Source organism: Archangium sp. Cb G35 (genome assembly GCF_001896145.1).
In the GTDB taxonomy this organism is placed as follows: domain Bacteria; phylum Myxococcota; class Myxococcia; order Myxococcales; family Myxococcaceae; genus Archangium; species Archangium violaceum.
In genome coordinates, this window is sequence record NZ_MPOI01000005.1 from 579,865 (window position 1) to 603,995 (window position 24,131).

Below are 24,131 nucleotides of genomic sequence, written 5' to 3' on the forward strand. Positions count from 1 at the left end.
CATGAAGAAGCTTTTGAGCACGGCCATCATCGCCGCCACCGCCCTGGTGGGCGCGGAGGCGTCGGCCACCAACTATTCGCTGTGGATCCACGGCCGTAACGGCAACACCACGCGGGCGGGCAACTACACCGACTTCAGCTACTGGGGCCCGAGCACCACCGCGGCCGGCATCAACAAGAAGGCCGTGAACTGGAACGGCACGCAGAAGATCTCCGTGGAGAACTACCGCGTTCGCGACGCGCTCGACTGCTTCTGCACGGGCGCCAACTGGTGCTACATCGCGGCGCACAGCGCGGGCAACCTGCAGATCGGCTACGCGCTGTCCATGTACGGTGGCTCGGCGCGCTACAAGAAGAACGCCGTCCCCAACTCCTCGGGCGTGTGCGGCAACACGGACGGCACCACGCAGGTGGGCTGGAACATCAAGTGGGTGGACGTGGCCTCGGGCGCTGGCGGTGGCAGCGAGCTGGCCAACTACGGCGACTGGGCCACGAGCGAGCCGCTCACCAGCGACCTGGTCACCAGCACCGCGCGCGGCATGTACAACCACAACACCACGCGCTCCATCTGGTTCTACATGTTCGCCGGCTCCAGGGGCACGGCCTACTCCGGTGTGCTCCCCGGCCAGGACGACGAGGCCGTGTCGTACCACTCCACCGGTGGCGTCTCCGCGACCGGCGGCTTCTGCAACCCGGGCGACTGGTTCTGCGACGGCACGCTGAACACCGGCACCGCGGCCACCAGCAACGGCAAGGCCAAGTGGAGCTACCACACCGTCGAGCTGCGCGATGACGGCGAGGCCTACGATCACTACGCCGCCGGCAACTGGGCGGGCATCGTCGGGCCCGTGCGCACCGACATGGCCAACTACGCCAAGTAGGCCGTTTCTGGCAGCATTGGATGTATCCCCATGAATCAGCGCCCTTCCCGCCGTGGCCGTTGGCTTCTCTTGCTCGTTCCTCTCGTGCTGGGAGTGGGAGGGGTGTTGCTCTCCGTGGGGCTCATTCGTCCCGGGCCGGGTGCGGCGGACTCGTCCGCGCCCGGTCCCGAGGTTTCCAGCGGTACCCAGGCCGAGCCACCGTCGCGCGGGCCGGCACGGCCGTCCGCGGTCTCCGCCCAGCGCCCTGGCCAGCCCGCCCTGTCGCCCGAGGAGCTCGAGCGCGAGGCGCAGCGGCAGTTGTGGCAGAAGCGTCTGGAGCGGGCCCGCTTCACCCTGGACTCCTACCGGAAGTCCACGCGCTACCCCCATGAGTCGCGGCCCATCGAGGAGCACCCGGACCTGGTGTACCCGCAGTCGCCCGAGCGCAAGCAGCCCCTGGACAAGGACAAGGGAGACATCGCGCTGAAGTTGAAGCAGGAGAAGGTCTACGTCGTGGGCGACGAGGTGGTGCGCTTCTTCGTGGGCTGTGAGAACGCGAGCTCCGGCCAGCCGCTGCCGTGCGAGGTGCACTCCGCCGTGGCCCGGGAGGCCCCGCACATGGCGGGCGCCGGGCAGGCCACCCCCGTCCCCCTGGACTTCAACGACACCGGCCGCAATGGCGACGATGTGGCCGGAGACGGCATGTGGACGGGCAGCTTCCAGCCCTCGCGCCAGGGCTTCGCCATGTTCGAGGGCACGCTGCGCGTCGAGTTCCGCGTGCGCGCCAACGGCAGTGCCGAGGGAGGGGCCTTCTTCGACATCGTCTTCACCCCCGCCGCGCCCGCCACCTTCACCGGCCGGGTGCGCGAGGTCATCGAGAAGGGTTCGCTCCAGCTCTACGTGGGCCTGCAGGTGCGCAAGCCCGGCCGCTACGTGATGGCGGGCCGCGTGGATGACGAGGCGGGGATTCCCTTGGCTTATCTGGAGTTCAACGAGGAGTTGGAGGCCGGCGCCCGCGAGGTGCGCTTCGAGCTCTTCGGGTTGCTGCTCCACGACAAGAAGCCCGACTTCCCCCTGCGGCTGCGCGACGTGGAGGGCTTCCTCCTCCGGGAGCAGGGAGATCCGGATCGCGAGCTGGTGAAGGGGCTCTACGGTTCCGTGCACACGACCCAGCCGTACACGTTGGATCGCTTCTCCGAGGCCGAGTGGGACAGCGATCAGCGCCGGCGCTACCTGGAGGAGTACGCCCGGGACGTGGCCGAGGCCGAGGGGGCACTGGGAGGTCTGTCCGGACAGCCCGCGGCTCCCAGGGCCCCGTAGAAGCCGGACTGTTCGTAGGGGTTTCCCCGGAGCATGGGGACGGCGCACGATTTGCGGTCGTGTGCCGCGCGGCCGCGCAGCGGTTGCGTCCACGGGAGGACGGCGCACTCCGGCGCCGGGGCGGCCCACGCCTTGCTACGGGAGGGGGTGTTCCCGCCCCTTCCCCGGGGGCCCACATCCCCTAGAGCCGAGTGCCCGTATGAGCAGCGTCCAGGCGTTCCCGAATCGCAATCCTCCGCCGAGCAACGTCAGTCCCTCCGACAGCCAGAGCACCGACCTGCGGCTCGTTCCCGTGGAGATCGCTCCGGACACCTTCTGGGTGGGCAAGCGCGACCCCGGCAACATCTTCTACGCCAACCCGTACCTGCGCCGCTTCCGGGGCTCGGACCCGAAGACGGGCCGCCCCAACGAGTTCAACCTGCTCATCGATCCGGGCTCGAGCAGTGACTTCGCCCAGGTGTCCACCAAGGTGACGTCGCTCATCGGCGGGTTGGATCGGCTCAGCGCCGTCTTCATCAACCACCAGGATCCGGACGTGGGCTCGTCGGCGAGCATCATCTCGGCGCGCTACGCGCCCAAGGCCGGCATTCTCTGCTCGGAGGACACCTGGCGGCTCATCGTCCACCAGAACCTGCCGCGCGGCCGCTTCATCGCCACGGAGAAGTTCAGCCACGGGCTCAACGTGCCCACCGGGCACCGGCTGCTGCCCGTGCCCTCGCCCTTCTGCCACTTCCGCGGCGCGGTGATGCTGTACGACCCGGAGACCCGCGTGCTCTTCACGGGCGATCTGTTCGGCGGCGTCACGGACGTCAACGCGCAGGGCCTGTGGGCGGATGAGTCGGACTGGAACGGCATCCGCGCCTTCCATCAAATCTACATGCCGGTGAACCTGGCGCTGCAGCGCGTGGTGGCCGTCATCCGCAAGCTGGAGCCGGCGGTGGAGATCATCGCGCCGCAGCACGGGCGCCTCATCCGCGGGCCGCTCATCCAGACGTTCCTGGACCGGATGGAGAAGCTGCCGGTGGGCCTGGACATCATGGACGAGGCGCAGGACCGCTCGCACCTGCAGGCGTGGAACGCGGTGCTGGAGCGGGTGATGACGCTGGCGCGCGGCTACCTGGGCCAGTCGGTGGACGAGAAGCTGATGGGCAGCACGGAGCTGGCCGAGACGGCGAAGGTGCGGAACGGGCAGATCTCCATCCAGCGGCTGGGGCGCTGGACGGTGGAGCACGTGGTGGACCTGCTGTGCCACGGGGAGCCACCGGAGATCGCCGGTCCCATCATGATGGAGGCCACCACGGCCGCCGCCGAGTACAACCTGCCCACGCCCCACCTGGACATCGAGGGCAATGGCGTGCCTTCCAACGTGTCGCTGCTCGCGGGCTGAGGCCACGCGAGGGGAGGGGAGGCTGCCGTGACGGACGAGGAGCACGACAGCGGGGTGGCGTACCTGAATCCCGAGGAGGGGGCGGTGGTACTGCCTCCCGTGGCCGCACCGCCGCCCTCGCGCGAGTCGAGGGGGAGCGGGCCCGCGCGCACGCTGTTGCTCGGCAGCAGTGAGCATCCGGTGGGTGAGCAGCCACCGGGCCAGCCGGTGGTGCGCGGGCTCATCCCGGGGCAGGTACTGACCGGGCGTTATCAGGTGGAGCGTTGGTTGGGCGCTGGAGGGAGCGCCATGGTGCACGAGGTGATCGATCTCACCTCGGGTGAGCACATGGCGCTCAAGGTGCTGGCCGTGCCGGGCGCGGACGCATCGCAGATCGCCCGGTTCCGCCAGGAGGTGGAGCACGCGCGGGGGCTGGACCATCCCAACATCGTGCGTGTGTACGACGTGGGGGTGGATGGGGACCGGCACTTCCTCACCACGGAGCTGCTGGTGGGGATGGACCTCAAGCGCCGCCTGATGGGCACCCGGCCCACGCTGGCCGAGTCGCTGCGTTGGCTCACCCACGCGGCGGCGGCGCTGGAGCACGCGCACGGGCGCGGCGTGCTGCACCGCGACGTCAAGCCGGGCAACCTCTTCCTCACGAAGCCGGGCATCCTCAAGCTGATGGATTTCGGGCTTGCGAAGAGCTCGCACGTGGCTGGAGTGACGGCGCAGGGCGCGGTGCTCGGGACTCCCGAGTACATGGCGCCCGAGCAGATCTCCGGCGCGCACCCGGTGACACCCGCGACCGATCTCTATTCGCTGGGCGTGGTGGCGTATGAGCTGCTCACCGGGCAGTTGCCCTTCCGTCACCCGCAGCCGGTGCCGCTCATGTTCCTGCACGTGCAACAGCCGCCCGTGCCTCCGCGTACCCTCACCCCGAGCCTGCCCGAGCCCTTCGAGCGCGTGGTGCTCAAGCTGATGCAGAAGCACCCGGAGCAGCGCTACCCGAGCGCCGCCGCGCTGCGGAGTGACCTGGCCCGGTTGTGGCCCTTGGCTCTGCCGCCGAATGTGGGCTTGCCCCAGTTACGTGGACAGTAGGATTAAGATGCCGACTTCTGCGGTAAGGCCGCAAGCTCAAAATCCACTGGACTGACATAACCCAGCGTCGAGTGCTGCCTCTAGCGATTGTAGAAGACCTCGATGTACTCGAAGAGCGCCGTGCGAGCCTGCTCGTGCGTGGCGAAGTCGGCATCGTGAACGAGCTCCATCTTCAGGATGCTGAAGAAGCTCTCGGCCACGGCGTTGTCCCAGCAGTTGCCCTTGCTTGCGCGACATGCTGCACTGGATGCCCCGCGCGGCCAATGCCTTCTGGTAGTCCTCGCTGGCGTACTGACTGCCCCGGTCCGAGTGGTGTAGCAATCCTCGTCCTGGCCGCCGTCCCTTGAGGGCCATGTCCAGCGCGTTGAGCACCATGTGCCGATTGGCTCGCTCATGGACCAGCCGACAATCATGCGAGAGAAGCGGTCCATGACGACGGCCAGGTAGAGCCAGCCCGCCTCGTCCACACGTAGGCAATGTCCGTGGCCCAGATGCAATTGGGCTGGCCGGGGGAGAAGTCGCGCTCAAGAAGATTGGGTGGGGGCTACGGGCTGGGTGTGGCGTGAATCCGTCGTCTGCACGAAGCGGCGCCTCTTGCGAGCGCACAGACCCTGCTGGCCCATGAGACGAGCCACGCGTTTGCGGCTCACGCGGCAGCCCTGGGCACTCAGCTCGGCATGCACGCTCGGGCTGCCGTACCTGCCGCGGCTGGCCTGATGCACCGCCGTCACTTGCTCGGCCAGGGCCCGGTCCGCCGTGTGTCGCTCACTCTCCGGACGCTCCTTCCAGGCGTAGTAGCCCGAGCGCGACACGCCCAACTGGTGACACATGAAATCCACTGGGATATGGGCCTTCTGCGCGTCAATGAACTCGAACTTCACGTCGAGCCCTCCTTCGAGAAGAAGGCCGCTGCTCTTTTTTAGGAAGTCGCGCTCCATCTGCAGCTGGCGGTTCTCCTTGCGCAGCCGCACCAACTCATCCCGTTCCTCCGTGGTGAGCGGGCCCGCCGGCTCCTTGCCCTTGCCTCCGTCGGCCTCGCGCACCCAGTTGCGCAGGGCCGACTCCGTCAGGTCCAGGTCCTTGGCCACCTGAGGCCGGCTCTTGCCGCCCTCGCGCACCAATTTGACTGTATCGGCCCTGAAGTCCGGGGGAAAACTCCGCCTCTTCATTCGCCCCATGGACACTACCTCCCGTGTAGCCGACTTATGAGGTGTGTCCACAAAACCGGGGCAGGCTCAAGGAGTCAACCCATCCGATAGAGCGCTGATTCAGGGTTGCATGGGCCCGAAAAACGAACCATTCGTCACTTCAATGACCGCGCACGCCCCAGTCGCATCCCATGAGAAATATATATTGCTGCTCGGGCCGATGGCGGCAATCGCCTGCATATGAGGCTGATATGTGGTGTAGCAGTAATACCGCACTCCTGCTTTTATAGCCGAGCAGACCGCTTCACTACCCCACACTGACGCCCTGATACCGCACTGGATGACTTGGCTTTGGTCAGCCGAGGCCCGAACTCGTGCGACAGAACCAGAGGCGAATCGATTGACAACATCGATCGTTAGCTCTGAGTTATCCTTTTGACCGGCAGACGCGAGGCCTCCACAAAACAAAGAGCTCACAACCATGGCAGTAAACACGTTCTTGCATGACATGGGTTTCCCTTTCGAGTCGTCAACACGTGGTTGACAGGCAACGAGACCACGCGCCCATTAAATATGTCAAGCCGGAAATCCCTTTGGATGACTGAAGCCTGTTGACGACATTGATTTAGACGTCACGCTAAATGCTGTCTACGGGCCCTTGATAAGTCCTATGAGGCGCAACGGGAATTTGGTCTGCTGGCCATTCAGAACGTCAGGAACGGCATCTGACCATGATTGATTTGCAAGGTCTTGTGGCGGAGTTTGCGCGGCATGTACAGGCAGAAACCGAGGCGGCCTGGAGGGGCGATTCCAAGACAGCGAACAAGCACGTTGATCAGTGCCTGGCCGTGTTTGACAAACTGCGGGCTCATGGTGACACCGGACGGGATGCGCTCGCGGTGCTCTTCACGCATCCGCGAATGGACGTGCGCGTGTCGGCGGCGGCGCTGCTGTTGCGCCATCGCACGGCGGAAGCCAAAGCGGTTTTGGAGGAAGCAGCGAAGGGCAAAGGACTGGTTCCTTTTGAAGCATCCCAGGCGTTGAAACGTTGGGAAGAGGGTACTTGGGCCCTGGATCCTGCCGACGATGAGGCGGGGCCGCCGGAAGCAGCCCGCCCGGCACCGTCCAGCAAGCGCAGCCGGCCACGCACGGAGCGCGCCGTGCCTGACAAACGGAGGAGGAGCAAGCGGGACAAGCGCGGCGGTTGATGGTGGCGCAGGTGAAAGCCAACACGGGACTGGCGCCCAAGGAGCTGCGCGCGGACTCGGGCTACCTGTGCAAGGAAGACATAGAGAAGGTGGAGGACAACCTCTGACCGATTCGCCGACAGGCGCCTGGCCCTCTCCCAGAGGGAGAGGGGACATACACGGGCTTCAACCTGGGTTACTCGTTCGCGGTGACGATGTTGTAGGCCGTCGCTCGGACGACAGCGCTCGGGTGCTGGCGCAGGGCCCTCAGCCGGCGGGCCACGTCCTCCCGCCAGTGCAGCCGTTGCCCCGCCACCGAGATGAGCACCACCGCCGTCAGTGGCAATTCAGCTCCCACCGTGTCCGCCAGCTCCAGCAATGTCTCGGGTTCCCACCCGGCACTCTCATCCTGTACCTCCGTGGCCACCGCGGCCGAGAGGCTCCAGGCGAAGAGCGGCTCCTCCCGTGACTCCGCCGCCAGCACCCGCAGCACCTCCGCGACGGCCCGCGCTTCGCGCCACTCCACGCTGGCCAGCCGCAGCGTGGCGCTCTCGGGCCACAGCGACGCATCCCGGGCGAGCACCCGCGCCACCTCGTCGAGCCGCGCCCTCAGGCCCAGGCGCACCGGCCGGGGCAACTCGAGCAGCGTCTGGTGGAGCCCCTTCAACCGCTGGCGCGCGGGCACGTCCCGCTCGGGCGTGGCATCGGGCGTCAGCGGCGCGGAGGCGAGCTGCTCGGCGCAGGCCAACACCTGCTCGAACGCCTTGCCCTCACGCGTGACTTCCACCAGCGCCCACGCGGCTTCCTTCCACTCGGAGCCGCCTGACAGGTCCATCACCCTCGCGGCCGACTCCCGGGCCACCTGCTCCTCCACCCCCGCGGCCCAGCCCGGGAGCACCGTGAAGGCCCTCCGGCGCACGGTGAGCTCCGGGTGCCGGGACACCTGGAGGACGAGCGCCGCGTAGCGAGGCCTCGCCTCCAGGGGCAACTGCCATGGGGGTGGGTCGAGCAGGCTCGTGGCCACGTACTCGTCCGGGCTCCTGGCCATGGCGTCCAGCAGCTCCCAGGCCGCCGGGTCATCGAGCAACTGGCGCGCGGCGTGGCCCACGGCGATGCGCACGTCCCGGTGCAACTGGGGCCTGTCCCACTGCTGGCGCAGCAGGGCCACGCTGCGCGCCGAGCGGAAGGTGCCGAGCAGCCGCAGGGCCTCCTTGTGCACCGTCACCTTGAGCTTCTCGCGCGAGAGGAGCGCGCCCAGCGTGGAGGCGAGCGTCTCGGGAGAGACGAGCTTCGCCACGCGGGGGATCGCGTACATGGCCACCCGGGCGCGGTCTCCGTCGAGGTACTCCAGCAACAGGGGCAGTGCTGGCTCCGGCCTGTCCAGCCATACGAGCGCCCCGAGCGCCGCCTCCACCGTGGTGACGTCCGGCGATTCGAGGAAGGGCGTGAGGGTGTCCACCTCCACCACGGGGAGGTGCGGGAGGATGTGCAGCACGCTCATCCGCTCCCAGGCGCTGCGTGAGGTGTCCCGGGCGATGAGCAACAGCAGCTCCCTGAAGCGGAGCTGCTGGCGCGGCAGCCAGCGGTGGAAGCCCCGGCGGGCCGGGGGCACCCAGCCCGTCTTCCCCGTGCTGAAGCGTCCCCGCAGGCTCCGCCCCTGGAGGAAGGGATCCAACCACTCCTGCCGGCGCCGGTGGAGGTGCTCGAAGACGATGGCGAGGGTGATGGTGGTCTCGTCGCGGTCGAGCAGCTTGCGCACCCGGGCATCGCGCGTGCGCGGCGGAGCGAGCCACAGCTGCATGGCCTGTTGCGCGACCCAGTCGGGCGTGGCCTCGGTGAGGGGCTCGAGCATCGCCTGGAGCATGTCCACGTTCCACGCACGCCGGCCGAGGGCCTGGGTGAGCGTGAGGATGAGGCCATGGCTCTCGCGCTGCGCGGCGGAGCGGATCATCGGCAACAGGGCCGCGAAGAGGTGGTGCTCGGTGCCCCGCGGCAGATCCTTCTCCAACGAGGGCAGGACGAGCGTGCCGGACTGACCGGCCAGCCGCTTCAGCGTGTCGAGCGCGAAGCGGAACAGGGGACTCTCGGGCGCGGTGGCGTGGGCGCGGATGAGCCGGAAGGCCAGCTCCTGCAGCGCCAGTTGCGTACCGCGCGAGGTGTCCCGCGCCTCGACGACGTACGTCACCAGCGATTCGAGGGCCGGGATGTGCCCGGGCTCGAAGAGGGACGGAGGCACCCGGGAAAGCGCGGTCAGTGCCTCCAGGCGCACCGGATCCTGATCGTTCTTCAGCCGGGAGAGGTACGTGAGCGTCTCCGGGAGGCCCCGGCGGGACAGGCCCGTGCTGGACACCAGCAGCGAGAGCGCCCGGGCCCGGTCCTCGGCCTTGCTGGCGAAGGCCGCTTTCTGGAGAGGCTCGCGCGCGTGCTCGATGGTGCGCAGGGCCTGCATGGCGAGCCGCCGCTCCGGGTTCTCCTGCACCTCGCGCAGGCCGAGCTGGCGCACGGCCTCGGTGTCTCTCAGCTCGTGGGGGAGGACCTGGAGCAGGGCCTCGGGCAGCTCGCGGGGCTGGGCTCCCTCGAAGGCATGGGCGAAGAGTCCGGCGCGCTGGGAGGGGGGCAGGGCCTCCAGGAAGCGGGCGAGGTCCGCCGGGGACTCCGCCAGGAGCCGCGCGAGGCCGAGGCGCTGGGCGTCGGAGAAGAAGCGGAGCTGGCGCAGCAGGCCCGCCGTCATCTCACGGGCGAGGTGGGCCGCGCGCCAGCCGGGACGGGTGAGGAGCGCGAAGACCTGTTCCGGGTGGCGCCGCGTGAGCCTCGGGATCGTCTCCCGCACGAAGAACGGGAGCACCTCCGGAGGCGCCAGGTCCCGCACGAGCTGGAGCAAGGCCTCTCCATGAGACAGCGTCAGCTCGGAGAGGGGCACGTGATAGTAGGCGAAGAGGTAGCTGCGCTCGCGTTCTGGCGCGTGGGTGATGCGCGAGCCGATGAAGGCGAGGACTTCGTCCGGGTGACGGCGCACCAGCGTGCGCCAGGCGTGGAACGTGTGCTCGAGCTGGGGCAGCAGCTGGCGTACCGAGTCCGCGTCGAGGGCGGGCAGGAGCAGGGCCGCTTCCTCGGCGCCGTGGCGGTCGAGGACGATGGGGAGGAGCCGGGCCGCGAGCGTGCTCCGCTGGGCCCGGGCCACGTCCTTGAGGAGCCGGCGGCGGACGAAGGGGGACAGCTCCGGGAGGAGCCGTTCGAGCGCGGCATCGTCCTGGACGTGGCTTCCGGCCAGGGCGGCGGTCCGCGCGCGCACGAGGCTGGAAGGGTGGGTGAGGCCTCGCAGCACGCGGGATTCGTCCCGTGCGCTCCGGGCCATTTCGAGCGCGAGGCTCGCCTCGTACGCATCGCCGGACAGGAGTGCGTCCATGAGCTGTGTCAGCTCGGGGCTGCCCCGGCCATCGCGTCCCAGCCTGGAGGCTCGCGCGATGCGTGCGCCGTAGCCCAACGAGTCCAGCTCCGACAGCAGTGCCTTGCGCGACGGTACCTTCATGGGTGCTCCCTCCAAGGAGCCGGTGAGGTTAGACCAGACCGGACAGGAGCACGCCCCCGAAGTCATAGGCCTTCACGGGCACGCGGGCGGCGGGGCTCTTGGGGTACTCACTCGCCAGCAGCGAGAAGGACCACGTGTCCTCCGCGGGGCCGCCGTCCCCGCGAGCCCGCTGCCGCAGCGTCCCCTCCAACGTGAAGCCCAGCCTGCGTGCCACCGCGGCACTGGGCTCGTTGCCTACCGCCACCTGGATGTCCATGCGCTCGAGCCCGTCCAACTCGAAGCCCACCCGCACCAGCGCCGAGACCATTTCGGTGGCCACGCCCTTCCCCGTGTGCCCCGAGTGCACCCAGTACCCCAGCTCCCGTGCTTTCTCTTCCCCCCGCGCCAGCAGCACCAGCTCACCCAGCAGCTCCCGCTGTTCCGCATCGAGCACCGCGTGGATGCGGTTTTGATCCAGATCGAACTTGCCCCGGAGCTGGCGCACGAGCTGGAGGTGCTCCGCCACGGGACGGGGCTCGTCCTTGGCCCAGGTGAACCACGGCAGGAGGGCCTCCCGGGTGGTAGCGACGGCCGCCTGACGCAGGGGCGCCAGCTCGGGTGAGTAGCAGCGCAGTACGAGGCGCTCGGTGCGGATGAGATAGGCGGGAGAGGAGGCCATGGCCACGACCCTACCGGAACCCTGTCCCGGGGTGGGGTCCGGAGTCCCCGGTGCGTGGACTCCCAGGCGGGAGGGTGGGGACGGGAGACCCCAGGCGGCCGAGTGCTTTCGCGGGGTTGGAGTCGGCCCTCGTCTTGCTCCTGTCCGGGGCAGGGAGGAAGAGCCGATGCGAATCGACAGCGCGGGATGGACGCACGTGGGACGCCGCTCCCACAACGAGGATGCCTGGAGGGCCCGGGCGGACCTGGGCCTGTTCGTGGTGGCCGACGGGCTCGGCGGCTACGAAGGCGGTGAGGTGGCCAGCCAGTGCGTGGTGGACGCCTTCTCCGGCTTCTGCGAGCGCGTGGCGAAGGATCCAGAAGCCACCTGGCCTCATCGTCCGAGGCGGGGCCACTGCCGCGAGGAGGATCTGCTGCTCAACTGCACCCTGCTCGCCCAGCGGGCCGTGCTCTCGCGCCGCGTGGGGCAGTTGCGTGAGATGGGCTCGACCGTGGTGGCCCTCGTGCTGGGGGCTCGGGGCGCGGCCGTGGCCCACGTGGGCGACAGCCGGCTCTACCGGCTGCGTGACGGCCGGCTGGAGGCGCTGACCCGCGACCACTCCATCCTGGAGGAGATGCGGGAGGCCGGCGTCGAGACGCCCGCGCGTGGGGAGAGCCCCTATGGGCACGTCATCACCCGTGCCCTGGGGACGCAGCACGCGGAACCCACCGTGCGGCGGCTCGAGGTGCGGGCCGGGGATGTGTTCCTGCTGTGCTCGGATGGGTTGTATGAGCCGCTCGGGCCGGAGCGGATCGCTTCACGGTTGGGGCAGGGGAGTGCCGCGGGGGTGGCCGAGGCCTTGGTGCAGGAGGCCTACGCGGCGGGTGGCCGGGACAACATCACCGCCATCGTGGTGGGCGTGGGCGCGGAGTAGGGGGCACGGGGGCAACGGCGTCAGTCGGGCTCCTCGGGGAGCAGGCCATGGCGCCGGGCCAGGGCTCGCAGGTGTTTGCGATCCACTCCCGCCTGCCGCGCCGCTTCCGAGAGGTTGCCGCCCGCGCGCGCCAGCACGTCACGCAGGTAGTGGCGCTCGAAGGCCTCCACCATCGCCTGCTTCGCCTCCGAGAAGGGCAGGTCCGTGCGCAACGGCACCTCGGGCCCCGTTCCCTGCGGCTGGAGCGACAGGCGCAATTCCTCGAAGCCGTGGGCCCCGCGTGAGAGCACCAGCGCCCGCTCCAGCACGTTGCGCAGCTCGCGCACGTTGCCCGGCCAGTCGTGCCCCGATAGCAGCGCCAGCCCGGGGCCTCGGACGGGTCCGGGCTCGAAGCCCCGGCGGCGCAGCAGCTCCGCCACCAGCAGGGGCAGATCCTCCCGGCGCTGCCGCAATGGAGGCAGGGGCAGCGTTACCACCGCCAGCCGGTAATAGAGGTCCGGACGGAAGGTGCCCTCGGCCACCGCCAGCGACAGGTCCACCCGCGAGGCCGCCACCACCCGCACGTCCACGGCCTGCTCGGCGTCTCCTCCCACCGGGCGCACCCGGCGCTCCTCCAGCACGCGCAACAGCCGTGCTTGCACCGAGGGCGGAATGCCCGCCAGCTCGTCGAGGAAGAGCGTGCCCCCGTGGGCCCGCACGAAGGCGCCCGAGCGCGCCGCCAACGCTCCCGTGAAGGCTCCGCGCACATGTCCGAAGAGCTCGCTCTCCACCAGCCCCTCCGGCAGCGCGCCGCAGTCCACCGCCACGAAGGGCCCCTTGCGCCGGGCACTCGCCTCGTGGAGCGCGTGCGCCACCACCTCCTTGCCCGTCCCCGTCTCTCCCTGGATGAGCACCGTGGTGTCCGAGGGCGCCACGTGCTCCAGCACCGCGAACAGCTCGCGCATGGCGAGGCTCTCACCCACCAGCTCCCCGAAGCGCCGCGCCTGGCTCGGGGCCACCTCCCACGGCTGGCTTTCGGCCTGGATGCGCAGGAAGCTCCGCCCCACCTTGAGCGTGGCGCCCACGCGCACCCGTGCCTCGCCAATCCGCGAGCCCTCGTACAGCGTGCCATTGCGGCTGCCGAGATCCCTCACCACGAAGTCCGCTCCCTCCGCGTGGACCTCCAGGTGCTCGCCCGAGACGCGCGGGTCGCTCAGCCGCAGCGCGCAGCCCTCGCGCGTGCCCACCCGGACGGGAGCCTTTCCGAGTGCCACCGCGCGCCCCGCGTCGGGCCCATCGATGACGACGAGCTGACAGCGCCGGGGCGGGATGCTCCCGGAGGACTCATTCTGGGTGGCGAGGGCGGTCTTGGACACGGTGGCCGCACCAGTCTATCCCACCCTCCAGGGCATGGCCCTCGTGGGCTGGGCGGAGAACCGCTCCTCCGATGTCTCGTCTGGCGGGGAGCGGGGCGGTGAGCGCGGTTGCCTCGGGGAAATCCGCTCATCAGATTCTGGACACACGAGGGAGGATTCCATGAAACGGAGACGGCTCATTGGAAACACCACGGCCCTGAGGCGGTGGGCCGGTTCGATCGCGGTGCTCGCCGCGGCCGCTGGCGGAACCGCCTGGGCAGCACCCGAGGAGGCGGCCAGCGCCCAGAAGTCCGGTGTCTCGCCCAAGGCCCGCTCGATGCTCGAGAAGATGAGCGACTTCCTCGGCGGCCAGCGGCAGTTCACCGTCCAGGTGGATGGCTCGACGGAGGTCGTGCTCCAGTCGGGAGAGAAGGTGGAGTTCAACCACGACAGTGAAGTCCGGCTCAAGCGCCCCGACAAGCTCAGGAGCGACCGGCGCGGCGAGAAGGCGGAGATGGAGTTCTACTACGACGGACGCAGCTTCACCCTGTACGGCGAGAACAATCACTACTACGCCACCGCTCGCGCCCCGGCCACCATCGACGAGGCGATCGACGCGGCACGCGAGCGGCTGGGCATCGAGGCGCCCGCGGCGGATCTGCTCTACAGCAAGCCCTACGACATCCTGATGGAGGATGTCGTTTCGGGGACCTACCTGGGAACGGCCTTCATACGCGGCGCTACCTGCCACCACCTGGCGTTCCGCGGAAACGAGACGGACTGGCAGATCTGGATCGACGACGGGCCCAAGCCCGTGCCCTGCAAGTTCGTGATCACCTCGAAGAAGGTCGAGGGCTCGCCCGAGTTCACGGCCGAGTTCTCTCGTTGGAACTTCTCACCCAGGCTCGGCGACGAGGTGTTCCACTTCTCGCCGCCCGGCAATGCCAAACGTATCGACTTCCTCGCGGAGCAGGTTGCCCAGGGGAAGCAAGGAGACAAGAAATGAAACGCAGGCATATCTCCGCCCTCTCACTGATGTTCGTGTTCGTCGCGGGCGAGGCCCTGGCGGTGATCGGCAGGCCCCTGACGCCCATGAGCTATGCGGGAGTGGCTCGCCGCACCACGCGCCGCGTGGCCTATGCGGGAGCGGCGACGGCAGCGGCGGTGGGGACCGCCGCCGTGGTGGGCACAGCGGCCGTGGTGGGGACGGCCGCGGTGTTGTCCACGTTGCCCGCTGGCTGTGTCGAGGTCGTCAGCGCGGGCGTGATGTATCAGAGGTGCGGGAGCACCTATTACCGGCCGACCTACAACGGCCCCAACCTCGTGTACGTCCCCACGCCGATGTGATGAGGCCCGGTCAGGGGGGTGGTGCCGCGAGCCGCTCCTCGAACCAGCGCCGGGCATCATCGAGGTGGAGGTGGCTGCCCCCGGGAGTCACCTCCACGCCACCGGTGATTCCTCCCACCGTGGCCAGCACCAGGGCGTGGGTGGTGCCACGCGACAGCTCCACCCGCGCCTGGAGTTGGAGGTTCTCGCCCTGGACGTGCAACTCCCTCACCTGGATGCCCGGGTCGCCCAGCCGCAGCCGTCCCGTCACCTGGAGCTCCCGGGTATGGAGCAGCGGGGCGAGGAAGTGGGGGAGCCGCTTGTGGCGGGAGAGCAGCGCGACGAAGGGGTCCGCGTTGGCGAAGGTGCCGGAGAACCGGGCCTCCAGCTCCGGCGGGGACAGGGTCAGCGTGGCCTGGGGGAATGCGAAGGTGCCGCTCCAGCCGCGCAGCGTCGCGTTGTCCAGGTCCGCGGACACCTGGCTCAGCCGGAGGATCGTCCCATTCAATCCCAGCGTCTTTCCCCGCAGCGAGAGCCGCCGCGCGTCGAGCTCCGCGGAAGCGCGCCCGAGCAACCGCGTGTCACCCATCCGGGCTTCGAGCAGATCGGTGTCCAGCATGAGGTGCATCGCTCCGCTGGCGTGCTCGGAGTCACGGTGGCCCGCGGCCTTCAGCGTGGCGCTGCCGGAGTCCACCTGGAAGGTCTCTCCCGTCCAGGTGTTGAGCAGCCGCAGGTCCACCGGCCTGCTGGGCGCCACGTGCAGCTCGCTCTGGACCGCGGGGGCCGGCGGCTCCAGACGGGGTTCCGCATGGAAGGTGAGCGCCACCTCGGGGAGCTCCAGCACCTGCTTCGCCGGGCCCTCCACCCGCACGGACGTGAAGGAGAGCTGGAGCCGGCCGCGCGCCGTGCCCTGCGCATCCGGCTCCACCACGCCGAGGGCATGCCAGGGGGCTTTCACCCGGGCCGGGCCGAGTTTCAGCGTCAAGGGGGCACCCCGGGCTTCCAGGCGGCTGCCGGGCTCCACGCGGCCCCGCTGGACGCGTACGTCCGCCTCCAGCGTGCCGGCGCCCTCGTGGAGGCTCACCTCCGCGTGCCGGGACAGCCGGGCCCCGAGCCAGTCCAGGGAGAGGAGGTCTGCCTTTGCCTGGAGCCGCCCGCTCAATCCCCCGAGCACGTCCCAGCCTTCCGGGTGCTGCCGGGTGGCCTCGAGCGAGAAGCCGGCGGACAGCTCCTCCAGCCGTGCGAGCCGTTGCCCTTGTTCCTCCATGAAGCCCCCCGCCAGGTGCACGTGCGCGGCGTCCACCGCGAGCCGCTGGCCGGCGATGACGCGCACGGTGCCCCGGGCGTCCGCGGGCCCGAGGTAGTGCGTGGTGCCCCAGGCCAGCTCCCGTGCGTCCTGAACCTCCAGGTCCCGCAGCTCCACCCGCCACGGATGGGGGCGGGGAGGCCTGGGCGGAGTCCGTTCTTGGGGCGGCAGGGGCTCGACCCTCGCTCGCACTCCACGGGCCCGCACCTGCCCGGCCTCGACGCGACGGGAGAAGAGCGCGGCCACGGAGAGCTTCCCTTCCACTTCGTCCGCCTCGACACGCCAGCGCGCGTGCGCGTCCTGGTGTTCCAGGAAGAAGCCGCGGGCATGGACCTGTCCGGGCCACAACCACCAGGCTCCGCTCCAACCCAGCCGCAACCGTGGCACGGCCCGGTGGATGAGCGCCGGAATGAGTCCGGTGTTGAGCGCGAGGTTGAGCAGCCCCTCCAGCAACAGCACCATCCCCAGCACCCAGACCAGGGCGCGGAGCCACCGCCTCCAGCGCGGGCGCGGAAGGGACACGGCGCGTGCGGTACTGGCACCACGGACGGACATCGGGCCTCCAACCAGACGGGTGCCTCCGGGGGAGGTAGCCCCACCTGCCCTGAAAGGCATCGTCCAGGAGGGCAGCGGTTCATTCCACCCCTCCCCATGGGGCGGGTCCCCATCCCAGGAGGACGTTCCAGATTGAACGCCGAGGGAGGAAGCGCTTCGTGCCATGACGGATCCACACACCTCCATGACTCCACCCGACGAGGAGCGGGCGGTGGCCTTCCTGCTCGACCTCGCGCGAGCGCTCCACCTGGCGTACCTGCCGGCCCCCGCGGTGGAGGAACACCTGCGCCGCGCCGCGCGGGCCTGGGGACTGCGGGTGCAGGTCTTCACGCTCCAGAGCCTCGTGGTGACGGAGGTGGTCTCCGGCGCCCCACGGCGGGTGGACATGGAGCGCCTGCCCTTCAACCCGCATTGGAATCTCTGGCGGACCGCCCGGCTGCTCGAGCTCTCCAGGACGCTCGCCGCCGGGAGTCTCCAGGTCGCCGAGGCCCGCGCCGAGCTCGACCGCATCGTCGCCGCGCGCCCGCTCTACTCCCATGCACTCGTGTTCCTCGCCTATGCCGTGTACGGAGCCGTCGTCGCCGCGCGCGTGGGCGGGGCGTGGCTGGAGATGAGCGTCGCCGCCGTCATCGGCTTCCTGGCGGGGATCATCCACTTCGGCACCATCCGCTCCATGCGCGTGGACCTGCAGAAGAGCTTCCTGGCGGCGTTCGTTGGGACGCTCGTCGCCTTCGGGTTCACCACCGTGCTCCCGCAGTTCGACGCGCCCCGGGCCGTCTTCGGTGGCGCCACGCTGCTCGTCCCCGCCATGGTGGTCACCCTGGGGACGCACGAGCTCGTCACCGAGTCCGTCGAGGCCGGCATGACCCGGCTCGTCTATGGCCTCTTGCGCTTCCTCATGCTGGGGGCGGGGATGCTGGGCGCGGTCAGGCTCTGGCAGGTGTTCCTTCCCCTCCCGGACTCCACCGCGGCGAGCCCCCTGCCCATGGGCGCCGTTCTCGGGCTCGTCGCCCTGGGGGGCGTGGCCCTGGTGTTCTGCATGGGGGTGAGGTGGCGCGAGATTCCTTGGGTCATCGGCGCGGTGCTGCTGGCCTACGGCACCCAGGAGCTCACGAAGGTCATCTTCGGCGGGCGGGGCAGCCCCATCCTCTCCGCGTTCGTGATCGGGATCGCCGGCATCCTCTATGGCCGCCTGCCGGGCCGCATGCCGACGACGGTGATCATGCCCGGCCTGCTCCAGCTCGTGCCGGGCTTCCTCGGCACCCAGGCCATCCTGGGGCTGCTCGGGGCCAGCGAGGCGGGTGATGGGGCGCACGTCTTCGACATGCTCATGGTGGTGCTGCAGATCGTCATGGGGCTCGTGTTCGCTCACATCCTGGCGCTGCCGCGCGCGGAACCTCGGGTGCGGCAGCCGGTGTGAGGAGACGAGGCCCGGCCGTCACCGGGGTTGGGGACAGTCCAGGGCCGGGGCCACCCAGGGCGCCAGGACAGGGGTCGTGTGCAGGCTCCGCCGTCCGTCCCTCCCTGACGGACAGGGCACGGGCGTGGTCATGCCGCCGCTCGCCACCTCGTTGCCTGGCGGTGCTCCGGATGAGCACGGATTGTCCTGTTGGACACACCCGGGGGAGCGGCGCTCGAGGTGGTGAGCGTGGGACTCCTCGTTCCCGTGGAGGACGCAACACATGCCGCACAGCAAGAAGACGGGCAATGGCCACTCGAAGACGGGCAACGGCCACGACAAGAAGGCGGAGCGCAGGCAGCCCAACATCCTCGTCATCTGGGGAGATGACATCGGATTCTGGAATGTCAGTGCCTACAACCAGGGGATGATGGGCTACCGCACCCCGAACATCGATCGCATCGCGAAGGAGGGAGCGCTGCTCACCGACTGCTATGGGCAGCAGAGTTGCACGGCGGGCCGGGCCGCCTTCATCACTGGAATGAATCCGCTGCGCACGGGGCTCACCACCATCGGCATGCCGGGCGCGAAATACGGACTGCAGGATTCGGATCCCACCATCGCCGAGATGCTCAAGCCGCTGGGCTACGTGTGCGGCCAGTTCGGCAAGAACCACCTGGGTGACTCCAATCCCTACCTGCCCACCGTACACGGCTTCGACGAGTTCCACGGCAACCTCTACCACCTCAACGCCGAGAACGAGCCGGAGTGCCCCGACTACCCGAAGGATCCGTCGTTCAAGGAGAAGTTCGGGCCGCGCGGGGTGCTCCACTGCTGGGCAACGGACCGGGACGACCCGACCGAGGATCCCCGCTGGGGCCGCGTGGGCAGGCAGCGCATCGAGGACACCGGGCCGCTCACGAAGAAGCGCATGGAGACCGTGGACGATGAATTCCTGGCCTCCTCGCTGAGCTTCATCGAGCGGGCGGCGAAGGAGGGCAAGCCCTTCTTCCTCTGGCACAACACCACGCGCACCCACGTGTGGACGTACCTCAGCGACAAGTACAAGGGCAAGACGGGCAAGGGCCTCTATGCCGACGCCATGACCCAGCTCGACGACATCGTGGGCGCGCTGCTCGCCAGGCTCGAGGAACTGGGCATCGCGGACAACACCATCGTCGTCTTCTCCACCGACAATGGCGTGGAGAAGATGGGCTGGCCCGATGGCGGCAACGCGCCGTTCCGGGGGGAGAAGGGCTCCACCTGGGAGGGCGGCGTCCGGGTCCCCTGTGTGGTTCGCTGGCCGGGTGTCATCGAGCCGGGCACTGTCATCAACGACATCTTCGCGCACGAGGACTGGATGCCCACCTTCGTGGCGGCCGCGGGCGGCCCCGAGGATCTCACCGAGCGGTGCAAGAAGGGTTTCCAGGTGGGCCAGAAGAAGTTCCGCGTGTACCTGGACGGGTACGACCAGCGCGAGCTGCTCGCCGGCAAGGGGCCGGGCAGACGCCATGAGTTCGTCTACGTGCTCGACAGTGGCGACCTCGCCGCCGTCCGCTACGACGATTGGAAGCTCATCTTCTCCTACCAGGATGGTGAGGGGCCGGACATGTGGTTCAGCGGCAAGCGTTTCAACCCCGCCTGGCCGTACATCATCAACCTGCGCTCGGATCCGTTCGAATACGCCACGCACTCGGGGCTCTACACCTCGTGGTACGGGGAACGGATGTTCCTCTTCGTGCCAGGGCAGATGGTTGTCCGGCGGTTCGCCGAGAGCCTCATCGAATACCCACCCAGTCAGGCGCCGGGCAGCCTCAGCATCGGGCCCCTCAAGGAAAGGATGCGGGAGAAGATGAAGGAGAAGGCGGCGCAGCGGAAGGCGCGGCATCAGGAAGAGGAGGAGGGCGAGACCACGAGCATTGGCGAGACACTCCATCACTTCGCCGATGAGGTCGAGCGGGCCATTGCCCGCTTCCGGCAAGCGCACGCCTGATGACGCCGTGCCAGGCGATGCCATTCATTGAGGCTGGAAGGGCAGGCCAGGGGACGCCCGGGAGTATTGCCAGAGACTCCCGGGCGTCCTGCTTCGACTACTTCCGCCCGGCCTCGTCGCGGAGCTCCCGGGGACTGCGCAGGCGGCGCCTGCGGTGGAAGACCTTGCGCTCCAGCAGGCCCACCAGCCAGTTGGTCAGGGCGATGACGGGCGCCACCACGGCGGCAAGCACCGGGCTGCCCAGCGCCGCCTCGCACCCCACGGCCGCGGCGATCCAGATGGAAGCGGCCGTCGTGATGCCGAGGATGTAGGTGCCCTTCTTGAGGACGCTCGCCGCGCCCACGAACCCGATGCCGGACGCGATGCCCTGGATGATGCGGAGCACTTCGTCCTCCCGCCCCGCCACGTTCGCCGCGGTCGTGCAGAAGAGCGCGGCGCCCAACGTCACCATGTAGTGGGTGCGAACGCCGCCCGGCCGCCGGCGATAGGGCAGTCCCAGGACGAAGCCGGAGAACGCCGCCACGAGCAGCCGCAACAGCAGGTCCCCCAGCTCGAACCCTCCCACCATACGGGGCTCCTCTCTCACCCCCCCTCCCGGCAAGCCTTCCTGCCAGGAATGAAGTCTCAGAAGGCCTGCGCGGGCAGTGGCGGGATCCATCTGCCCGCCCAGGCCTGCTCCAGGCTCTCGGCGTGCCGGCGGAGTGGCTCGAGCCACGGGGAGTCCGCCAGGGCTCGCTCCGCCTCCGCCAGGACCCGGTGGAGCGTCTCACTCGCCGCCTGCCGGTCCTCCGCGGTCCGCGCGCGCTGTCCGACGGCCCCCGCCAGCCGCAGCAACCGGACCACCACCGCGGGCTCGCTGGCGCCGTAGCGGAGGATCTGATCCGTGGCCAGCTCCAGGTAGTCCCGCAGCGTGAGGGCATGCAGGAAGACGCGGGCATTGCCCGCCTCATCCTCCAGCATCCGGGGGCCCAGGTGCAGCCGGCTCAGCTCGCACAGCAGGAAGATGAGCTGATCCACCACTTCCACGGCCGTATAGGGGTCGTTGATACCGGGTGACAGCGCCTTGATGGCCACGTCCACGAGCTGCCGCACACCCAGGGCCACGTCGGCGTCCTCGTCCCGCCAGCGGTCCAGGAGGATGGCGCGGGTCAGGAGGGCCTCGGAGGCCTCGCGCGATGCGGGTGACGCGCGGTCCGTGGCCTCCACCCAGCCCACCTCCGCGCCCTGAATCACGGGCTCGCCAATGGCATGGCGCACATGGACGACGAGCCCCCGCGCCGTGGCCGCAGCCAGCAGCGCCCGCTCATCCACGGCGACGATGAAACCGTTCGCGGGGGCGCGCAGCGGCCAGGCCCCATCCGGGCGAGCCGGCACCACGGCCGGCATGTCCGCGTCCCACCGCCGGAACCGCTCCTGCGTCCGCGCGACATGCAGCGTTTCCCGGCGGATCCACCGGACGAGTTTCTCCACGCGCATGATCTGCAGGGTGTGGAGCACCTGGAAGACCAGCGCTCCCTCACAGGCGACGAGCAGCAGCATGGCCAGACCGAGCGCCGGGCGCGGCGCACGCTCGGTGCCGGACACGAAGCCGAACTCCTGCGTGGCCACCAGGCAGAAGACGCTGGTGGCGACGAACATCGGGATGACCACGCGAATGCCCGCGCTGTGCAGGAACAAGCGCAGCAGCCGTGGCGAGTACTGCCCGGCGGCGTTCTGCACCACGAGCATGGACAGCGACAGGACGATGCTCAGCGAGGTCAACGTGATCCCCAGCACCGTGGAGAGCATGTTCCTCGCCTCCGCCGCCGTGGCCTGCCAGGCCACCCCGCGAAGCACCCGAGCCATGAGCGAGGGATACTCCACGAACAAGATGCCCAGGCAGGCGCCCGCCAACGCGGCCAGTACGGGGGGCAGCCACACCCTGCGCCGCATCCACCAACGAATCGGGTGGACTTCACCCGGCCGCGAGCGCCTCGGTGCGGCGAGCCCCGCATCCATGCGTGCCTGTGCCTGGGTGCCCCTCATGTTCGTCATCTCCACCGTTCGTGCCCCCCATGCATGGACATGGACCTGCGTCGGATACCTTCGGCGGGAGCCTCCTCGGAGGGTGGCAATGCACGAGCGTCACGGCAATGAAGTGGCACCCCGAGGACCGGGCGCGGGTGGACCTGCCCCATGGGGAGGAGCGGACGGACAGAGCGGGACACCTGGCGGGGAATGGGCCGCCGCTGCTTGCCATTGAGCGACGGGACGCCAAGCGTTGGAGGTGTCCCGTGGGCCGTGAGCGGAGGATGATATGGGAATGGAACGCTTGGGCGCCTGGCGGGCGGTGCAACGCTTCGCCCCGGGGCTGCGGCTGGTGCGGACGTATCAGCGCCGGTGGCTGCGCGCGGATGTCCTCTCCGCGCTGACCCTCAGCGCGATGCTCATTCCCCAGGGGCTCGCCTACGCGCAGATTGCCGGCGTGCGGCCGGCGGCGGGGCTCTACGCGGGCATCTTCGCCATGCTGGCCTATGCGCTGTTCGGCGCCTCCCGTCATCTCATCCTCGGGCCGGAAGCGGGCGCCGCCATCCTCACCGCCACCGCCCTGGGACATGGGGTCTCGGGCTCGGACCCCGCCCGCTATGCCTCGCTGGCCGCGCTGCTGGCGCTCATGGTGGGCGTCCTCAGCCTCGTGGGCGGCCTGGTCAAGGCGGGCGGGCTCGCGGACTTCCTCTCCAAGCCCATCCTCCTGGGCTATCTCAACGGCGCGGCGCTCATCATCATCGGCAGCCAGCTCGCGCGGCTCTTCGGCCTGGAGCGCAAGTCCAACACCTTCCCCGGCCAGGTCTGGGAGGTGGGCTCGAACCTCCAGCGGATGCACCTGCCCACGCTGCTGCTCGGGCTGGGCGTCATCGCGGTACTCGTGCTGCTGCGGCGCTTCCTGCCCCGGGTGCCCGGCCCGCTCATCCTGGTGGTGCTCACCACCGCGGCGGCCGCGCTCTTCGAGCTCCGTCAGGGAGGCGTCCGGGTGGTGGGCTCCATTTCCGCGCAGCCGCCAGCCCTCGCGCTGCCCGCCCTGGGCTTCAGCGACATCCGCTCCCTGCTGCCCGCCGCCTTCAGCCTCGCGCTCGTCAACTACGCCAGCTCCGTGCTCACCGGCCGCATCTACGCCGACAAGCAGCGCTACCGCTTCGACCCCAACCAGGAGTTCTTCGGTCAGGCCGCCGGCAACCTCGTCAACGCCTTCACCCAGGGCTTCCCGGTGACGGGCAGTGACTCGCGCACCGCCGTCAACTTCTCCATGGGCGGGCGCTCGCAGCTCGTGAGCGTCCTCTCCGCCGGCGTGGTGCTGATCTTCGCGCTCTTCCTCACGCCCCTGCTGGAGAACCTGCCCATGGTGACGCTGGGGGGAATCGTCATCGTGGCCGCCGTGTACCTCATGGATTTCGGCTCCATCGCCGCGATGTGGCGCGTGCGGCGCGTGGAGGCGATCCTCGCCCTGGTGACGATGCTGGGCGTGGTGGGGCTGGGCATCCTCCAGGGCATCCTCATCGCCGTGGCGCTGGCGCTGGGAGATCTCATCCGCCGCGCCGCCCATCCCCACGACGCGGTGCTCGGTGAGCGCGAGGGTGTCCCCGGCTACCACGACATCGAGCGGGAAGAGGGCGCCGAGACGGTGCCCGGCCTCATCATCTACCGCTTCGACGCGCCGCTCTTCTTCGCCAACGTGCGCCACCTGCGTGAGCAGGCCCGCGCCCTGGTGGCCGGAGCCAACGCCCCGGTGAAGTGGTTCCTCGTGGATACCGCCGCCGTCTTCGACCTGGACGTCACCGCGGCCGAGGGACTGGAGCACCTACGGGTGGAGTTGGAGGAGCAGGGGGTGGTGCTGGCCATCGCCCAGGCCAAGGCCCCGCTGAGGGAGCTATTGCGGCGTACGGGGCTGATGGATCGCATTGGCCCGGAGAACATCCACCCCACCGTGGGCGAAGCGGTGCACCGCTACCTGGCCAGAGAGGCCGGAGCCATTGGCGAGCAGCCACCGGGCGGCGCACCCTCGTCTTCTCCCGTGGTGCATTAGTGGCGCGCGTGCTCCCTCTCCCTCTGGGAGAGGGTGGGGGTGAGGGTCGTGTCCTGCCGTCGTGAAGCGCCGTGCAC

Annotated in this window: 16 protein-coding genes and 2 pseudogenes; 11 read left to right on the top strand and 7 right to left on the bottom strand. The window is 69.4% G+C overall.

What is annotated here, in order from left to right; translation table 11 throughout:
• Position 1: 1 nt before the first annotated feature.
• The 4 genes from BO221_RS18610 (at position 2) to BO221_RS18625 (ending at position 4,646) form a co-directional block, all read left to right on the top strand.
• Complete coding sequence (locus BO221_RS18610; protein WP_073561783.1) at positions 2-880, top strand: hypothetical protein; 879 nt, start codon at positions 2-4, stop codon at positions 878-880.
• 30 nt (positions 881-910) lie between these two features.
• Complete coding sequence (locus tag BO221_RS18615; protein ID WP_073561784.1) at positions 911-2,179, top strand: hypothetical protein; 1,269 nt, start codon at positions 911-913, stop codon at positions 2,177-2,179.
• A 199-nt stretch (positions 2,180-2,378) separates the two neighbouring features.
• Complete coding sequence (locus BO221_RS18620) at positions 2,379-3,566, top strand: MBL fold metallo-hydrolase (protein WP_073561785.1); 1,188 nt, start codon at positions 2,379-2,381, stop codon at positions 3,564-3,566.
• Between the two features lie 27 nt (positions 3,567-3,593).
• Positions 3,594-4,646, top strand: coding sequence for a serine/threonine-protein kinase (locus BO221_RS18625; RefSeq protein WP_233166121.1), 1,053 nt, complete (start codon positions 3,594-3,596; stop codon positions 4,644-4,646).
• 2 nt (positions 4,647-4,648) lie between these two features.
• Here the strand turns inward: BO221_RS18625 and BO221_RS18630 are convergent.
• A pseudogene (locus BO221_RS18630) lies at positions 4,649-5,824 on the bottom strand (IS3 family transposase).
• 701 nt (positions 5,825-6,525) lie between these two features.
• Between BO221_RS18630 and BO221_RS18640 the strand changes: the two are divergent.
• Positions 6,526-6,873 (top strand): annotated as a pseudogene (locus BO221_RS18640) (DUF2019 domain-containing protein); the annotation flags it as partial.
• Positions 6,874-7,177: 304 nt separating this feature from the next.
• Here BO221_RS18640 and BO221_RS18645 read toward each other — a convergent pair.
• Complete coding sequence (locus tag BO221_RS18645; protein WP_073561786.1) at positions 7,178-10,510, bottom strand: hypothetical protein; 3,333 nt, start codon at positions 10,508-10,510, stop codon at positions 7,178-7,180.
• A gap of 28 nt (positions 10,511-10,538) precedes the next feature.
• Positions 10,539-11,168, bottom strand: coding sequence for a GNAT family N-acetyltransferase (locus tag BO221_RS18650; protein ID WP_073561787.1), 630 nt, complete (start codon positions 11,166-11,168; stop codon positions 10,539-10,541).
• Positions 11,169-11,334: 166 nt separating this feature from the next.
• On the opposite strand from BO221_RS18650, the gene BO221_RS18655 reads away from it, so the two are divergent.
• On the top strand, positions 11,335-12,081 hold the full coding sequence (locus BO221_RS18655; protein ID WP_073561788.1) for a PP2C family serine/threonine-protein phosphatase: 747 nt from the start codon (positions 11,335-11,337) through the stop codon (positions 12,079-12,081).
• Positions 12,082-12,101: 20 nt separating this feature from the next.
• On the opposite strand, the gene BO221_RS18660 is transcribed toward BO221_RS18655, so the two are convergent.
• Positions 12,102-13,436, bottom strand: coding sequence for a sigma 54-interacting transcriptional regulator (locus BO221_RS18660; protein WP_073561789.1), 1,335 nt, complete (start codon positions 13,434-13,436; stop codon positions 12,102-12,104).
• Between the two features lie 160 nt (positions 13,437-13,596).
• On the opposite strand from BO221_RS18660, the gene BO221_RS18665 reads away from it, so the two are divergent.
• Together BO221_RS18665 and BO221_RS18670 are read left to right on the top strand one after the other, a co-directional pair.
• Positions 13,597-14,421 (top strand): DUF2092 domain-containing protein, encoded by an 825-nt coding sequence (locus BO221_RS18665; RefSeq protein ID WP_073561790.1) that lies wholly within the window; start codon positions 13,597-13,599, stop codon positions 14,419-14,421.
• Positions 14,418-14,762 (top strand): hypothetical protein, encoded by a 345-nt coding sequence (locus tag BO221_RS18670; RefSeq protein WP_073561791.1) that lies wholly within the window; start codon positions 14,418-14,420, stop codon positions 14,760-14,762. The genes BO221_RS18665 and BO221_RS18670 overlap by 4 nt, the downstream gene beginning before the upstream one ends.
• A 10-nt stretch (positions 14,763-14,772) precedes the next feature.
• On the opposite strand, the gene BO221_RS18675 is transcribed toward BO221_RS18670, so the two are convergent.
• The gene (locus tag BO221_RS18675) at positions 14,773-16,602 is read right to left on the bottom strand and encodes a hypothetical protein (RefSeq protein WP_073561792.1); all 1,830 of its coding nucleotides are present in this window, start codon (positions 16,600-16,602) and stop codon (positions 14,773-14,775) included.
• Positions 16,603-16,765: 163 nt separating this feature from the next.
• On the opposite strand from BO221_RS18675, the gene BO221_RS18680 reads away from it, so the two are divergent.
• A complete protein-coding gene (locus BO221_RS18680; protein WP_073561793.1) occupies positions 16,766-18,022 on the top strand; it encodes a threonine/serine exporter ThrE family protein in 1,257 nt (418 codons plus the stop codon).
• A gap of 262 nt (positions 18,023-18,284) precedes the next feature.
• Positions 18,285-19,994, top strand: a complete 1,710-nt coding sequence (locus BO221_RS18685; protein WP_073561794.1) for an arylsulfatase — start codon at positions 18,285-18,287, stop codon at positions 19,992-19,994.
• Between the two features lie 97 nt (positions 19,995-20,091).
• Here BO221_RS18685 and BO221_RS18690 read toward each other — a convergent pair whose 3' ends face one another.
• Both BO221_RS18690 and BO221_RS18695 read right to left on the bottom strand, forming a co-directional pair.
• On the bottom strand, positions 20,092-20,562 hold the full coding sequence (locus BO221_RS18690) for an MgtC/SapB family protein (protein ID WP_073561795.1): 471 nt from the start codon (positions 20,560-20,562) through the stop codon (positions 20,092-20,094).
• A gap of 56 nt (positions 20,563-20,618) precedes the next feature.
• Positions 20,619-22,019, bottom strand: coding sequence for a DUF2254 domain-containing protein (locus BO221_RS18695; RefSeq protein ID WP_083681148.1), 1,401 nt, complete (start codon positions 22,017-22,019; stop codon positions 20,619-20,621).
• 277 nt (positions 22,020-22,296) lie between these two features.
• On the opposite strand from BO221_RS18695, the gene BO221_RS18700 reads away from it, so the two are divergent.
• Positions 22,297-24,054 (top strand): SulP family inorganic anion transporter, encoded by a 1,758-nt coding sequence (locus BO221_RS18700; protein ID WP_073561883.1) that lies wholly within the window; start codon positions 22,297-22,299, stop codon positions 24,052-24,054.
• Positions 24,055-24,131 lie beyond the last annotated feature (77 nt).

Coding starts and splice junctions, on each gene's coding strand:
- BO221_RS18610 (WP_073561783.1), top strand. CDS start 2: ATGAAGAAGCTTTTGAGCACGGCCATCATCGCCGCCACCGCCCTGGTG.
- BO221_RS18615 (WP_073561784.1), top strand. CDS start 911: ATGAATCAGCGCCCTTCCCGCCGTGGCCGTTGGCTTCTCTTGCTCGTT.
- BO221_RS18620 (WP_073561785.1), top strand. CDS start 2,379: ATGAGCAGCGTCCAGGCGTTCCCGAATCGCAATCCTCCGCCGAGCAAC.
- BO221_RS18645 (WP_073561786.1), bottom strand. CDS start 10,510: ATGAAGGTACCGTCGCGCAAGGCACTGCTGTCGGAGCTGGACTCGTTG.
- BO221_RS18650 (WP_073561787.1), bottom strand. CDS start 11,168: ATGGCCTCCTCTCCCGCCTATCTCATCCGCACCGAGCGCCTCGTACTG.
- BO221_RS18655 (WP_073561788.1), top strand. CDS start 11,335: ATGCGAATCGACAGCGCGGGATGGACGCACGTGGGACGCCGCTCCCAC.
- BO221_RS18665 (WP_073561790.1), top strand. CDS start 13,597: ATGAAACGGAGACGGCTCATTGGAAACACCACGGCCCTGAGGCGGTGG.
- BO221_RS18670 (WP_073561791.1), top strand. CDS start 14,418: ATGAAACGCAGGCATATCTCCGCCCTCTCACTGATGTTCGTGTTCGTC.
- BO221_RS18675 (WP_073561792.1), bottom strand. CDS start 16,602: ATGTCCGTCCGTGGTGCCAGTACCGCACGCGCCGTGTCCCTTCCGCGC.
- BO221_RS18680 (WP_073561793.1), top strand. CDS start 16,766: ATGACGGATCCACACACCTCCATGACTCCACCCGACGAGGAGCGGGCG.
- BO221_RS18685 (WP_073561794.1), top strand. CDS start 18,285: ATGCCGCACAGCAAGAAGACGGGCAATGGCCACTCGAAGACGGGCAAC.
- BO221_RS18690 (WP_073561795.1), bottom strand. CDS start 20,562: ATGGTGGGAGGGTTCGAGCTGGGGGACCTGCTGTTGCGGCTGCTCGTG.
- BO221_RS18695 (WP_083681148.1), bottom strand. CDS start 22,019: ATGAGGGGCACCCAGGCACAGGCACGCATGGATGCGGGGCTCGCCGCA.
- BO221_RS18700 (WP_073561883.1), top strand. CDS start 22,297: ATGGAACGCTTGGGCGCCTGGCGGGCGGTGCAACGCTTCGCCCCGGGG.